Source organism: Pseudomonas sp. AC532 (assembly GCF_979258965.1).
Genome location: NZ_OZ409888.1, coordinates 1,145,220 through 1,159,265 on the forward strand (window position 1 = coordinate 1,145,220; position 14,046 = coordinate 1,159,265).

Sequence of the window (14,046 nt, forward strand, 5' to 3'; positions counted from 1 at the left end):
TGCGCGATGTGATGCGCAAGCCTGGCGGCGGCTCAGCTTACCCGTTCGGCTACCGGTAGCTTGGCGATGGCTTCGCGGGTTTCACGATCCTGGGCGTCGCGCCAGGCCCGGAACGCGTCCAGCTCGCTGCCCCAGGTTTTCATCACCCAGGCGAGCACGGCCAGGTCGTCGACCAGGCCCAGGCCGGGGATCAGATCCGGAATGGCGTCCAGTGGCGATACGAAATACAGCAACCCGGCCACCACGGCGAGCAAGGCCTGGGGGTTGATAGCCCGGTAACTGCCTCGCCACCAGGCCACGCACAGCTCTTGCAGCAAGCTCAGGTCGCCGCGCAGTGACGACAGGGTGCGTCCACCGCCGCTGCTTTTACGCGTCACCGCCAGCAACAACGCCGGCAGTCGACCGCGTTTCAGGAACCGTTGTGCCAGCGGCAGATAACGAACGAAATTCCACGGTGCTTTCATGACCACTCCTCGTCAGCCCGCGTGTTCGCTGGGCTGTCTGTGGTTATCCACCATAGCTGTGGATAACCTTGTGAACAGTTGTGGGATTAGCTTACCAAACGCCCTTGCCATGCGGCCTCGCCACAGATCGGACATTTTTTATCCAGCAGATAAAACCCTGATAAATCAATCAGTTAAAAAAATCAAAACATTTCGTTAAAAACCTGACCAAGTAAATAAGAAGCTTTGTCACAGTGTGCATAACCGTCACGCAGGGGTTGCAATCGCGGCGCGTTGCGGCTAGGCAAAAGCCCTCAGAAACGACAACGCCCCGTAAACGGGGCGTTGGGCGCGACAGGTGACGCTTACTGGGCTGGAGCGGCTTCAGGTTCAGCCTGTTCCTGAGCAGCCGGGTCCTTGATGGCCAACAGCTCCAGGTCGAACACCAGTACCGAATTGGCCGGAATGGCCGGGCTCGGGCTCTGGGCGCCATAGGCCAGTTCGGCCGGGATATACAGTTTGTACTTCTCGCCAACGTGCATCAGTTGCAGGCCTTCGACCCAGCCCGGAATCACGCCACCAACCGGCAGGTCGATCGGGGTGCCACGCTCGACGGAGCTGTCGAACACGGTGCCGTCGGTGAGCTTGCCTTCGTAGTGAACGGTGACCACGTCGTCAGCCTTGGGCTGAGGGCCGTCGGCCTGCTTGACCACTTCGTACTGCAGACCGGAGGCGGTGGTGGTGACGCCATCACGCTTGCCGTTCTCTTCCAGGAACTTCTTGCCGGCCGCAGCGGCTTCTTCGTTCATCTTGGTCATGCGCTCTTCGGCACGCTTTTGCAGAGAGGCAAAGGCCTCGACCAGCTCTTCGTCCTTCAGGCGCTGCTCTTTCTTGCCGATGGCGTCCTCGATGCCCTGGGCAACGGCGTTCGGATCCAGGTCGTCCATACCTTCCTGAGCCAGGCTCTTGCCCATGTTCAGACCGATACCGTAGGACGCTTTCTGCGCCGGAGTGTCCAGTTTCACTTCGCTGGTTTGCGAATCACAACCGGCGAGCACCAGGCCCACCAGGGCGATCGCTGCTGCCAAACGATGCTGTTTCATGCTGATTCCTTGTCCGCTGCGCCCTAGGGCAATCGAGTGAAGGCGCGAGCTTAGGGGGTGTGGGTATATCAACGCAAGCCGCGTTGCTGTGAATTGTCCAGGCAGATCACGCATGCGCTGCGGGAAGTGGCGAGATGAAGCAGAACGCCCACCGGATCGTCAATTGCACCGTGCCGATTTGCCCAGGCGACGATGTAACTGACTAGCCGGTATGAGTTTTTCTGCCGAAGGAAGTTCACTGCGGGGCGCGGCAATCGGGCATCACTGGCCAACTGATCGCGCCCGCGCCACCCGCGCGGCGGTGTCTCGCCCCAGGGTCTGGCTGATGCGCTGCCCGGCGATGATCAGCCGCGACAGGTCGACGCCGGTCTCGATGCCCAGGCCGTCCAGCAGGTAGACCAGGTCCTCGCTCGCCACATTGCCGGTAGCGCCCTTTGCGTAAGGGCAGCCGCCAAGCCCGGCGACCGAGCAGTCGAACACGGCGATGCCTTCCAGCAGACTGGCATAGATGTTCGCCAGCGCCTGCCCGTAGGTGTCGTGAAAGTGACCGGCCAGGTGCGCGCGCGGCACATCGCGGCCGACCACGTCGAACAGTTGTCGCACGTTGCCGGCCGTGCCGACACCGATGGTGTCGCCCAGGGAAATTTCGTAGCAGCCCATGGCCTGCAGGGCCAGTGCGACGGCGGCGACCTGGTGCGGCGAGACGGCACCCTCGTACGGGCAGCCCAGCACGCACGACACATAACCGCGCACCCGCACACCGTGGCGCTGCGCGGTCTCCATCACCGGCTGGAAACGCACCAGGCTCTCGGCGATCGAGCAGTTGATGTTGCGTTGCGAGAAGGATTCGGAGGCTGCCGCAAACACCGCGACTTCCCTCACGCCCGCCTCGAGCGCGGCCTCGAGTCCTTTCAGATTGGGCGTCAGCGCCGCATAGGTGACGCCCGGCCGCTGTTCGATGCTGGCGAACACCTGGGCGCTGCCTGCCATCTGCGGCACCCACTTGGGCGAGACGAAGCTGCCGACTTCTATATGGCCAAGCCCCGCCGCGCTCAGGTCATCGACCAGGCGCACCTTGTCGGCGATGCTGACCGGCTGCCGCTCGTTCTGCAGGCCGTCGCGCGGGCCCACCTCTACCAGGCGCACCTGGCTGGGCAGGCTCATGGCTGAACCTCGAGCTCGACCAGCACCGCACCTTCGCTGACCAGCTCACCCTCGGCGCAGTGGATCGCCTGGACGGTACCGGCGTGCGGCGCGCGGATGCTGTGCTCCATCTTCATGGCCTCCAGCACCACCAGGGCGACACCGGCCTCGACCTGCTGACCAGGCTCGACCAGCACCCGCACGACGCTGCCATTCATGGGTGCGGCAAGGCCGCCCGGCTGTGCAGCGCCCGCCTCGACGGCAGCGATGGGATCGAAGCGACGCACCGCCAACCACTCGATGCCCCAGCGCATATAAAGGGTATCGCCCTGGCGCAGCACATCGGCCTGGCACAGGGTAGTGCCAGGCTCGAGCACCAGGCTTCGGCGCACGTCGCCACACATCAGGGTCATGTGCACCTGCGCCACCGCGCCGTTGCGCCAGGCATCGCGAGTCGCCCACGGCGAATGCGGGTCATCATCGCGTTGGCGCGCCGAATCGGTGATCAGCAGGGCAGCCGCGGCTTGTTGCCAGAAGGCGTCCGGCAGTGCTTGAGCCGGTGGCAGCAGATGCGCCTGATGGCGCTCGATAAAGCCGGTATCGAGCTGCGCCGCCGCGAACGCCGGATGGGCGAGGACGCGCTGCAGGAACGCCAGGTTGGTCTTGAAGCCGGCCACCGCCGTTTCGCCCAGCATGGCCAGCAAACGCTGGCGGGCTTCCTCACGGTTCTCGCCCCAGGCGACCAGCTTGGCCAGCATCGGGTCGTAGAACGGCGACACGTCATCGCCCTGCTCCACCCCGCTGTCGACCCGCCGCCCCGGCCCGGCGGCCGGCTCTCGGTACAGGTCCAGATGACCACTGGCGGGCAGGAAACCACCGTCCGGATCCTCGGCATACAGGCGCACTTCAATGGCGTGGCCAGTGAGCGGTACCTGATCCTGGCGGATCGGCAGCAGCTCGCCGCGTGCCACGCGGATCTGCCAGGCGACCAGATCCAGGCCGGTAATCGCCTCGGTAACCGGGTGCTCGACCTGCAGGCGGGTGTTCATCTCCATGAAGAAGAACTCGCCACGGGCATCGAGCAAGAACTCCACGGTGCCGGCACCGACATAACCGATGGCCTGGGCGGCACGCACCGCAGCCTCGCCCATGGCCCGGCGCCGCTCGGGCGACAGGCCCGGTGCAGGTGCTTCCTCGACCACTTTCTGGTGGCGCCGCTGGATCGAGCAATCGCGCTCGTTGAGGTACAGGCAATTGCCATGCTGATCGGCGAATACCTGGATCTCCACGTGACGCGGCTGCAGCACATATTTCTCCACCAGCATGCGCCCATCGCCGAACGCCGACTGCGCTTCGCGTTGCGCCGACGCCAGCGCCTCGGCCAGATCGCTTTCACGCTCGACCACCTTCATGCCCTTGCCGCCGCCGCCCGCGGTGGCCTTGAGCAGGACCGGATAGCCAATTTGCTCGGCTGCCTTTCGAAAGGTTTCTACATCCTGAGCGGCACCGTGGTAACCGGGCACCAGCGGCACGCCGGCTTCCTCCATCAGCGCCTTGGCGGCGGACTTGCTACCCATCGCATCGATCGCGCTGGCCGGCGGGCCGAGGAAGATCAGCCCGGCCGCTTCGAGCTTGCGGACGAACGTGGCGTTTTCGGAAAGAAAGCCGTAACCGGGGTGGATGGCTTCGGCGCCGCTGACCCGGGCCGCCTCGATGATCCGGTCCATCAGCAGGTAGCTGTCGCTCGGCTTGGCGCCGCCGAGGTCGATGGCCCTGTCCGCCTCACGCACATGCCGGGCGGTACGATCGATGGCACTGTGCACGGCGACGGTAGTGAGCCCCAGGGCCTTGGCGGTGCGCATTACCCGGCAGGCAATCTCGCCACGGTTGGCGATCAGAAGCGTGGTAATGGTTTTCATGACCGAGCCTGCCAGGCGGGTGTGCGTTTTTGCAGAAAGGCATCGAGGCCCTCCTGCCCTTCTTCACTGACGCGAATGCCGGCGATCACACTCTCGGTCCGCTGGCGCAGTGCGTCGGTCAGCACGCCACTGCCAACGCTGTGCAGCAGCGCCTTGCTCTCGCGCATGGCCTGTGGGCTGTTGAGCAGCAGCGTGGCCACCCACTGCTCGACCTCGGCGTCGAGTTCGGCAGCGGGATAACACTCCGCCAACAATCCCAGCTCGCGGGCACGCTCGCCATTGAAGCGCTCGGCGCTGAGCGCGTAACGGCGGGCTGCGCGCTCGCCCATGGCTTGCACCACGTAAGGGCTTATCACTGCGGGCACCAAACCGATGCGCACTTCGGACAGGCTGAACAGCGCGTCGCCGGCGCCGATGGCAATGTCGCAGCAGGCCGTGAGCCCCAGCGCACCGCCAAAGGCGGCGCCTTGCACCACGGCCAGGGTCGGGCATGGCAGGTGGTAGAGCAGGCTCATCAACTCGCCCAGTTCGTGGGCGTCACGCAGGTTGGCGGCGTAGTCGAGCTGCGCCGATGCCTGCATCCAGACCAGATCGGCGCCTGCGCAGAAGTGCTTGCCATGACCGCGCAGCAGGAGAAAGCGCACGCTGTCGTCCTCGCCGACCTGACGCAGCGCCTGGATCAGCTCGGCGATCATCTCGGCATTGAAGGCGTTGTGCTTGTCTGGGCGGTTGAGCCACAAGGTGGCGACGCCGCGCGGGTCGGTATGCAGTTCAAGGGTGTTGAAATCACTCATCGGTATGGCCTCGATTGGGTCACATGCGGAACACGCCGAACTGCGTCGGCTCGATGGGCGCATTGAGGCTGGCGGACAGGGCCAGCGCCAACACCTCACGGGTTTGCGCCGGGTCGATCACGCCGTCGTCCCACAGCCGGGCACTGGAATAGAAGGCATGGGCCTGGCGCTCGTACTGCTCGATCATCGGCTGCTTGAGGCGCTGCTCGTCCTCGGCAGAGAACACCTGACCGGCACGCTGCGCCTGCTCGTGCTTGACCTGCACCAGTACCCCGGCGGCCTGCTGGGCGCCCATCACGCCGATCTTGGCGTTGGGCCACATCCACACGAAACGAGGATCGAAGGCACGGCCGCACATGCCGTAGTTGCCCGCGCCGAAGCTGCCGCCGATGATCACCGTGAACTTCGGCACCCGGGCACAGGCCACCGCAGTGACCAGCTTGGCGCCGTGCTTGGCGATGCCGCCTTCCTCGTATTTCTTGCCGACCATGAAGCCGGTTATGTTCTGCAGGAACAGCAGCGCAATACCGCGCTGGCAGGCCAGCTCGATGAAGTGCGCGCCCTTTTGCGCCGCCTCGGCGAAGAGAATGCCGTTGTTGGCCAGGATGGCGATCGGGTAACCGTTGATGCGTGCGAAGCCGCACACCAACGTGGTGCCGAACAGCGCCTTGAATTCATCGAACTGCGAATCGTCGACGAGGCGTGCGATCACCTCGCGCACATCGAAGGGTTGCTTGGGGTCGGCAGGTATAACCCCGTACAGTTCGTCAGCGGCATAACGTGGGCTGATCGGCGTGTGCACCTGCAACTGGCCGAGCTTGCGCCAGTTGAGGTTGGCGACACAGCGGCGCGCCAGGGCCAGGGCATGCTCATCGTTTTCGGCGTAATGATCGGCCACGCCGCTGGTCTTGCAATGCACATCGGCACCGCCCAGCTCCTCCGCGCTGACAACTTCGCCCGTCGCGGCCTTGACCAGTGGCGGGCCGGCCAGAAAGATGGTCGCCTGCTCGCGCACCATGATGGTCTCGTCGCTCATCGCCGGCACGTAGGCGCCGCCAGCGGTACACGAACCCATCACCACGGCGATCTGCGCAATGCCCTGGGCACTCATGTTGGCCTGGTTGAAAAAGATCCGCCCGAAATGCTCGCGGTCCGGGAACACCTCGTCCTGGCGCGGCAGGTTGGCGCCACCCGAGTCCACCAGGTAGATGCACGGCAGGCGGTTCTGGCTGGCGATGGCCTGGGCGCGCAGGTGCTTCTTCACCGTCAGCGGATAATAGCTGCCGCCTTTGACCGTGGCGTCGTTGGCGATCACCATGCATTCGACACCCTCGACCCGGCCAATGCCGGCGATCACGCCGGCTGCGGCAACCTCCTCGTCATACACCTGATAGGCGGCCAACTGGCCAATTTCGAGAAAGGGCGAACCGGGGTCGAGCAGACGGTCGATGCGTTCGCGGGGCAGCAGCTTGCCACGTGCTGTATGCCGCGCCTGGGCCGTGGCACCGCCGCCTTCGCGGGTTTGCGCCAGCAAGGCGCGCAATGCCTCGACCTGCATGAGCATGGCATCACGATTGGCAGCGTATTCGGCGCTGCGGGTATTGACCTGGGTGTGCAGTATTGCCATGGCACGGCTCCGAATGAAGGGCCCTGAGCGGGGAGGCTCGATCACGCCGTTTCGTTGAACAGCTCGCGACCGATGAGCATGCGGCGGATCTCGCTGGTGCCGGCGCCGATCTCGTAGAGCTTGGCGTCGCGCCACAGCCGCCCGACCGGATACTCGTTGATGTAGCCGTTGCCGCCGAGAATCTGAATCGCCTCGCCCGCCAGCCAGGTGGCCTTTTCCGCGGTGTACAGGATCACCCCGGCGCAGTCCTTGCGCACCTGGCGAACATGGCCACTGCCCAGCGCATCGAGTTGCTTGCCGACGGCATACAGGTACGCGCGGCACGCCTGCTGGGTGGTGTACATGTCAGCGAGCTTGCCCTGGATCAGCTGGAATTCGCCGATGCTCTGGCCGAACTGCTTGCGGTCGTGGATGTACGGCACCACCACATCCATGGCGGCCTGCATCAGCCCCAAAGGGCCGCCGGAGAGCACGGCACGCTCGTAGTCCAGCCCGCTCATCAGCACCCGGGCGCCCTCGCCGACGCCACCCAGCACGTTTTCCGCCGGCACTTCGACATCCTGGAACACCAGCTCACCGGTGTGCGAGCCGCGCATGCCGAGCTTGTCGAGTTTCTGCGCGACGCTGAAACCCTGGGCGCCCTTCTCGACGATGAACGCGGTCATGCCTTTGGCGCCAGCTGCCGGATCGGTCTTGGCGTACACCACCAGCACGTCGCAGTCCGGACCATTGGTGATCCACATCTTGCTGCCATTGAGCACGTAGCGGTCGCCCTTCCTGTCCGCGCGCAGCTTCATCGACACCACGTCGGAACCGGCGTTGGGCTCGCTCATGGCCAGCGCGCCGATATGCTCGCCGCTGATCAGCTTCGGCAGGAAGCGGCGCTTTTGCGCCTCGCTGCCATTGCGGTTGATCTGGTTCACACAGAGGTTGGAATGGGCGCCGTAGGACAGGCCGATGCCGCCGGCCGCTCGGGAGATTTCCTCCATGGCGACCATGTGCGCCAGATACCCCATGCCCGCGCCGCCGTATTCCTCGCTGACGGTCAGGCCGAGCAGGCCCATGTCGCCGAACTTGCGCCACAGGTCCATGGGGAACTGGTCGCTGCGATCAGCTTCCGCGGCGCGCGGGGCGATCTCTCTCGCGGCGAAACCGGCGACGGCGTCGCGCAGCATGTCGATTTCCTCGCCGAGGAAGAAATTCAGGCCTGGCAAGTTAACGCTCATGTAACGGCTCTCCATTCTTGTAATTGTTGGATGCAGTGAAGGTAAATCAAGAGGCGGTGGGCAGCTCCGCCATGGCACTCAGGCAACGCTGCTCGGCGGTGTCCAGCTCCTCTTGCATCTGCCGGATATCGAGCATCTGCCGGGCGAGCTGCTCACGGCGCTGGGTGATCTTTTCCAGAAAGTAATCGAGCTGCCTGCGGTTACCAGTCGGGTCATAAAGGTCGATCAGTTCCTTGCATTCAGCCAGTGAGAAACCGATGCGCTTGCCGCGCAGAATCAGCATCAGCGTCACCCGATCACGGGCGCTGTAGATGCGCTCCTGCCCTTTGCGTTCGGGCGCGAGCATGCCCTGCTCCTCGTAAAAACGGATGGTGCGGGTGGTCACGCCCAGCTCCTGGGCCAGGTCGGAAATGCTGTAGCAATGGCTCATGATGCGAGCGACTCGGGCGATTACGTTTACGTAAACGTAAACCTGCAATCGGAAGCTGTCAAATCGTCACGGGTCATGGCGGGAGATGATTTCAGCTCAAGCGGCATGGCCCTTGCGGCCATGCCTCGCAAGCATCAGCGCAGGTCAGGGCTGCGGTTCGCCATCCCAGGGCTCGCCGTCGAGGGGGCGCTTTCGTGCCAGTTCGGCTTCATCCAGCCCCGCGCCGCCGCCGATGTCTTCTTCACCTACGATGGTCAGCTCGCGGTCGAGCGGCTCGTCATCGCCACGCTCGGAGGGCGAACGCGCACCGGTGTCGTCGATCAGGGTTTCCGGGCTGAGGTCGTCGAGACTGACGCCGTCTTCGTGGCGGCCTTCAGTAAGGGTTTCGCCACCGCTCTGCCCCGCTTCGCGGACGCGCTCATCGGGGTATTCGTGCTCTACCTCATCCAGCGGACGGGTGTCACCGATGCGTCCTTCGCGATCATCCTTGCGGTCGCTGAAATCCAACTGTTCGATCGACCCCATGCGGTCCTCGATGTCGTCGATTTCCTGAGGCGTGGCGGGTTGCTTGGGTATGCTCATGGACATTCTCCGGTATGGGTCTGTGTGGTGGACTCGACCCATGCCGGGAAAATTCAGCAAAACTGACGGTTGTCACGTGCCAACAGCGGAGGCTCAGCCCTCTCCTGCCAACTGCTCGCAGGCTTCCTCGACGAGGCTGGCGGTGGTCGGACGAACCAGCCGGGTGACCTCCACGCCATCGCGCAGAAACACCAGGGTGGGCCACAACTTGACCTTGAACGAACGGCCTAACGGTCGACCGCTGCCATCCTCGATTTTCAGGTGGGTGACTTCCGGGTAATCGGGCAGCACCTTGGCCAGCAAAGGTTGCACGGCCTGGCAGTGGCCACACCAGTCGGTGCCAAATTCGATCAGGGTCAGGCCCGGCATCGCCTGCACGTCGGCGGGACTCGGAGCCGTGCTGCTGTAGGGGTTACTCATGCTGCCTCCTGAGGATGGTCGAAACGCAAGCGGCCCGCAGAAGCGGGCCGGCTTGGTTACTCAGCGTATCAGACGCTGTCGCGAACCTGCTTGACGGCCGGCTTCACCCGGTCGGCGATTTCGCCTTCGAGGCGCGTGACCTTCTCGGCGACGCTGTCCACATCGGGGCGCATGGAGCGGGCGTCGTCCATGATGCTCTTGAGCTTGCAATGGCCACTCAGGCCACGGACCACCAGCATGCCACCGAAGGCGGCGCGAAACAGCCCGATCACACCGCCGCGCTTAAGCCCGCCGCGCGCCATGGCAATGCCGCTGCCGATGGAAAGCGCGCGCTCCCAACCCTGAACGTTACTGCCGCCTTGCTTATCGAATGTGGACATATCGCACGCTCCAGTCTGTCTGTGATCCTCAACGGACCGACCCGGCCCCGTCGATGTTCGAGCGCTCCGACAGGCGGGTGAGCGTGACGAGCCCGTCAGAGATAACGCAGCCAGGTCAGGTCACGACGACGGGCCTTGAGTGCCGCGAACCAGCGCACCGGGGGGAACAGCACTGCGGCGAGCAGAACCGAGCAGAGCCATACCGCGCCCATCGAATCGAAACCGAAGTAGTCCCCCTGGTTGGTGCCCCAGATGGCCACGGCCACCAGGTACAGCAGCTTGAGCACATAAAGATGCAGCAGGTAGAAGAACATCGGCGCGCCGCCATACACGGTCAGCACCTTGAGCCAGCGGTTACCCTGAGCCCGCTCGAAAGCGAGCAGCAGAAGCAGCCCCAGGCCCAGGGTCAGCGCCAGGAAGGCCAGGGATGGCGGGTACTTGGTGATGTTGAGGATGCTCATCAGGGTCTCCAGGGCGCTACTGCCCATCACCCAGCTCTTTTCGCCATAACCATTGCCGGCACGCACCACGATGAACACCAGCAGCGAACCAAGCCCCCAGCCAAGCAGCAGGCGCTGACGCGCAGCGGGGTCGGCGCTGCGCGCGAACCATGAGCCGGCGGCGTAGCCAAGGGCGATCACGCCGATCCACGGCAACAGCGGATAGGAGGTGCGCAGGCGCAGGTCGTCGGTGACCTGCAGCCAGCCGCGATCATGCAGGATGGCCCATGGCACGTGCATCGCCGAGTCGGCAGCGAAGTGCAGGTTGTCCAGCAGGTTGTGCCCGCACACCAGCACCAGACCGAGCGCGATCAGCAGACCGCGCGGCAGCCAGACCAGCAGCGACAGCGCCAGCATGCTCAGGCCGATGGCCCAGATCACCTGCAGGTAGATCACCGTCGGCGGCAGCTGGAAGGTCCAGGCGAAGTTCACCAGGGTAAATTCAAGAACCACCAGAAACAGCCCGCGCTTGAACAGGAAGGCGCTGACGGCGGCCTTGCCGTTGGCTTTCTCGCCGTACAGGAAGGCCGACAAACCGGTCAGGAAGATGAACACCGGCGCGCAGAGGTGCGCCAGGGTGCGGCTGAAGAACAGCGACGGTTCCGTGCTGCTCACGTCCATGGGGTCGAGCACCTGGCGGTGCAGGAAGAACGTTTCGCGCACATGGTCGAGGAGCATGAACAGGATGACGAGGCCACGCAGGGCATCGATGGAGGTAAGACGGGAGGTAGCAGGGGTAAGGGTAGCGGCAGAATTCATGGCATATCCAAAGCAGAAAGCCGGGCAGGCATGAGGCCAACCGGGCATGACGAATAGTTATGATATAACAAACCAAACGCCATATCCCAGCCCTGTCTTCGCCACTCTCGAGGTCGCGCCCGCTCTCTGCCCCGCCTGGCCCGGACAAGCGAGGGGCCCGAAGGCCGCGCGCCCTCGAGGCGTGTAAGCCCAACAGACATTGGTGGTAGCCTTGCCCCTCTGGCGTTTCTGGCGGGCTCGCCCCAAGGCAGCCGCACAGAGCGCCGGCTGATCCGCCACCGAAGCCGGCTCCGCGTGGAGCCCGACCGCCCTGGAGCCGACATGCATATCGTCATTCCCGATGACTATCAGAACGTCATCCGCAGCCTCGACTGCTTTGCCACCCTGGCCGATCATCAGGTCAGCCTGCATCACGATGCGGTGGACGACATCGACCTGCTCGCCGCGCGTTTCGCCGACGCCGACGCCCTGGTGCTGACCCGCGAACGCACGCGCATCGACGAGGCGCTGCTGGCACGCCTGCCGAACCTGAAATTGATCAGCCAGACCGGCAAGGTCTCCAGCCATCTCGATGTCACCGCCTGCACCCGCCATGGCGTCGCCGTGATGGAAGGCCGGGGTTCGCCCATTGCGCCAGCCGAACTGACCTGGGCATTGATCCTCAACGCCCGGCGCCAGTTGTTCCCGGCCCTGCAGGCGATGTATGCGGGCCAATGGCAGGTCAACCTCGGCCAGCGCCTGGCCGGGCAGACGCTGGGCATCTGGGGCTACGGCAAGATCGGCCAACGCCTCGCGCGCTATGCCCAGGCCTTCGAGATGCCGGTGATGGTGTGGGGCAGCGACGCGTCGCGCCAGGCCGCCCTGGCCGACGGCCACCGGGCTGCAGAGTCACGCGAGGCATTCTTCGCCCACGCCGATGTGATCAGCCTGCATCTGCGTCTCGCCGAAAGCACGCGCCACCTGGTGACCGCCAAAGATTTGGCGAACATGAAACCATCTGCCCTGCTGGTCAATACCAGCCGTGCCGAATTGATTGCCCCGGGCGCCCTGCTCGACGCCCTCGATCACGGCAGGCCGGGCTTTGCAGCGCTTGATGTATTCGAACAGGAACCGCTCGTCGACCCTCATCACCCTCTTCTGCAACACCCGGCCGTGCTCTGCACACCCCATCTCGGGTATGTGGAGCGCGAGGGTTACGAACTGTATTTCGGCGATGCCTTCGCCAACGTGCAGGCATTTTTCAGCGGCGAACCCTGCGTGCTGGCCAATCCGGAGGTTCGTCAGAAGGCCCCCTAGCAGGCAAATGTCAATTTTGTGAAAGCCCACACAAAGCCCGCTCCAGAGCCCCCTGCAAGCCCTGCAACAGCAGGCTTTTCGGGGGCTTCGGGGATTTTCTACAGGCGCGTTATGCGACTGCCGGGCACAGGCGAAAACCCAATAAAATCAATAAAATCAACAAAATACAAAAATCTTATAAAAAACAATAGCTTAAAAGCACTAAACCATTCATCAGAAAAAATAAGCATTTTTCTGTCGCAATAATATGATCTGCTCATCTATTGGATGCCGGCCCACCCCTGGGCGGCGCAAGGATGGCATATGAAGATTCTTGTTCTGGGCAACATGGGCTATGTCGGCCCCGCAGTGATTCGCGAGCTCACCGCTCGCCACCCTTCGGCAATCGTGCACGGCTATGACAACGCCTATTTCGCACACTGCCTCACCAACGCGCGCACCCTGCCCGAACAGCGGTTGGCGCTGCAGTTTTTTGGCGACGTACGCGACCTTTCCGAGCAGGCACTGGCCGGCTACGACGCCGTGGTGCAACTGGCAGCGGTATCCAACGACCCAATGGGCGACCGCTTTGCCGGGGTGACCGAGGCGATCAACCAGGACGCCACCATCCGTATTGCCCGGGCCGCCGCGCGAGCTGGCGTGCGCAATTTCGTCTTCGCGTCCAGTTGCAGTGTTTATGGTGTGGCCGAAGGTGGCCCACGTACGGAAGACGATCCGGTCGCGCCGATGACCGCCTACGCGCGCTCGAAGATCGGCAGTGAGGACGCCCTCGCGGATATCGACGGCGACATGGTGATTACCAGCCTGCGGTTCGCCACGGCCTGCGGGATGTCCGACCGCCTGCGCCTGGACCTGGTGCTCAATGACTTCGTCGCTGGCGCGCTCAGTGACGGCCGCATCACGGTGCTCAGCGACGGATCGCCCTGGCGGCCGCTGATCGACGTCGCGGACATGGCCCGCGCCATCGACTGGGCCATCCAGCGCAACGCCGACAATGGTGGCCGCATTCTGCGCGTGAACACCGGCAGCAACGAACGCAATCACCAGGTACGCGACCTTGCCGCTGCCGTGGCCGCCGCCCTGCCCGGTACCGAGGTGAGCATCAACACCGCCGCGCCGGTCGACAGCCGTTCCTACCAGGTCGATTTCAGCCTGTTTGCCCGCCTCGCCCCCGAACACCAGCCGCAAATGAGCCTGACAAAATCGATCGAGCAACTGGTCGCCGGGCTCAAGGGCATGAACTTCGCCGACGCCCAGTTTCGCACCTCGCCCCTGGTGCGCCTGCGCGTGTTGCAAGGCCACATCGACAGTGGCCGCCTGTCCGAAGACCTGCGCTGGCATTCCCGCTAGGGCGCACGTCGCATTGCGGGCCCGCCGGGCCCGATCCCGATTCAGCGCCCATCTACCCAGGGAGGAATACCATC

Annotated in this window: 14 protein-coding genes; 2 read left to right on the forward strand and 12 right to left on the reverse strand. The window is 64.1% G+C overall.

Features of this window, described 5'->3' with window-relative positions; all coding sequences use genetic code 11:
* Nucleotides 1–32 precede the first annotated feature (32 nt).
* The 12 genes from ACZ0AV_RS05520 to ACZ0AV_RS05575 all read right to left on the reverse strand — a co-directional run bounded on the left by ACZ0AV_RS05520 (nucleotide 33) and on the right by ACZ0AV_RS05575 (nucleotide 11,326).
* Entirely contained in the window at nucleotides 33–464 is a 432-nt protein-coding gene (locus ACZ0AV_RS05520; RefSeq protein ID WP_499150107.1) for a YkvA family protein, read from the reverse strand.
* 344 nt (nucleotides 465–808) lie between these two features.
* Nucleotides 809–1,546: a BamJ family beta-barrel-assembly machinery protein gene (gene bamJ / locus ACZ0AV_RS05525; RefSeq protein WP_499150108.1), complete on the reverse strand. Its 738-nt coding sequence runs from the start codon at nucleotides 1,544–1,546 to the stop codon at nucleotides 809–811.
* Nucleotides 1,547–1,807: 261 nt separating this feature from the next.
* Entirely contained in the window at nucleotides 1,808–2,710 is a 903-nt protein-coding gene (locus ACZ0AV_RS05530; RefSeq protein WP_499150109.1) for a hydroxymethylglutaryl-CoA lyase, read from the reverse strand.
* The gene (locus ACZ0AV_RS05535; RefSeq protein ID WP_499150110.1) at nucleotides 2,707–4,608 is read right to left on the reverse strand and encodes an acetyl/propionyl/methylcrotonyl-CoA carboxylase subunit alpha; all 1,902 of its coding nucleotides are present in this window, start codon (nucleotides 4,606–4,608) and stop codon (nucleotides 2,707–2,709) included. Before ACZ0AV_RS05535 ends, ACZ0AV_RS05530 begins: the two co-directional genes overlap by 4 nt.
* Complete coding sequence (locus ACZ0AV_RS05540; RefSeq protein WP_499150111.1) at nucleotides 4,605–5,402, reverse strand: gamma-carboxygeranoyl-CoA hydratase; 798 nt, start codon at nucleotides 5,400–5,402, stop codon at nucleotides 4,605–4,607. The genes ACZ0AV_RS05535 and ACZ0AV_RS05540 overlap by 4 nt, the downstream gene beginning before the upstream one ends.
* 19 nt (nucleotides 5,403–5,421) lie before the next feature.
* Nucleotides 5,422–7,029: a carboxyl transferase domain-containing protein gene (locus tag ACZ0AV_RS05545; RefSeq protein WP_499150112.1), complete on the reverse strand. Its 1,608-nt coding sequence runs from the start codon at nucleotides 7,027–7,029 to the stop codon at nucleotides 5,422–5,424.
* A gap of 41 nt (nucleotides 7,030–7,070) precedes the next feature.
* Nucleotides 7,071–8,255, reverse strand: a complete 1,185-nt coding sequence (locus tag ACZ0AV_RS05550) for an isovaleryl-CoA dehydrogenase (RefSeq protein WP_499150113.1) — start codon at nucleotides 8,253–8,255, stop codon at nucleotides 7,071–7,073.
* Between the two features lie 46 nt (nucleotides 8,256–8,301).
* On the reverse strand, nucleotides 8,302–8,685 hold the full coding sequence (locus tag ACZ0AV_RS05555; protein ID WP_499150114.1) for a MerR family transcriptional regulator: 384 nt from the start codon (nucleotides 8,683–8,685) through the stop codon (nucleotides 8,302–8,304).
* 144 nt (nucleotides 8,686–8,829) lie between these two features.
* The gene (locus ACZ0AV_RS05560; protein ID WP_499150115.1) at nucleotides 8,830–9,267 is read right to left on the reverse strand and encodes a phosphotransferase system, HPr-related protein; all 438 of its coding nucleotides are present in this window, start codon (nucleotides 9,265–9,267) and stop codon (nucleotides 8,830–8,832) included.
* 93 nt (nucleotides 9,268–9,360) lie between these two features.
* On the reverse strand, nucleotides 9,361–9,687 hold the full coding sequence (locus ACZ0AV_RS05565; protein WP_499150116.1) for a thioredoxin family protein: 327 nt from the start codon (nucleotides 9,685–9,687) through the stop codon (nucleotides 9,361–9,363).
* Nucleotides 9,688–9,755: 68 nt separating this feature from the next.
* Entirely contained in the window at nucleotides 9,756–10,067 is a 312-nt protein-coding gene (locus tag ACZ0AV_RS05570; protein WP_499150117.1) for a YgaP-like transmembrane domain, read from the reverse strand.
* 95 nt (nucleotides 10,068–10,162) lie between these two features.
* Nucleotides 10,163–11,326 carry an acetyltransferase domain-containing protein gene (locus ACZ0AV_RS05575; protein WP_499150118.1) on the reverse strand — a complete coding sequence of 388 codons (1,164 nt, stop codon included), beginning with the start codon at nucleotides 11,324–11,326 and terminating at the stop codon, nucleotides 10,163–10,165.
* Nucleotides 11,327–11,647: 321 nt separating this feature from the next.
* On the opposite strand from ACZ0AV_RS05575, the gene ACZ0AV_RS05580 reads away from it, so the two are divergent.
* Together ACZ0AV_RS05580 and ACZ0AV_RS05585 are read left to right on the forward strand one after the other, a co-directional pair.
* Nucleotides 11,648–12,622 carry a D-2-hydroxyacid dehydrogenase family protein gene (locus ACZ0AV_RS05580; protein ID WP_499150119.1) on the forward strand — a complete coding sequence of 325 codons (975 nt, stop codon included), beginning with the start codon at nucleotides 11,648–11,650 and terminating at the stop codon, nucleotides 12,620–12,622.
* Nucleotides 12,623–12,925: 303 nt separating this feature from the next.
* A complete protein-coding gene (locus tag ACZ0AV_RS05585; RefSeq protein ID WP_499150120.1) occupies nucleotides 12,926–13,972 on the forward strand; it encodes an NAD-dependent epimerase/dehydratase family protein in 1,047 nt (348 codons plus the stop codon).
* Nucleotides 13,973–14,046: the final 74 nt, after the last annotated feature.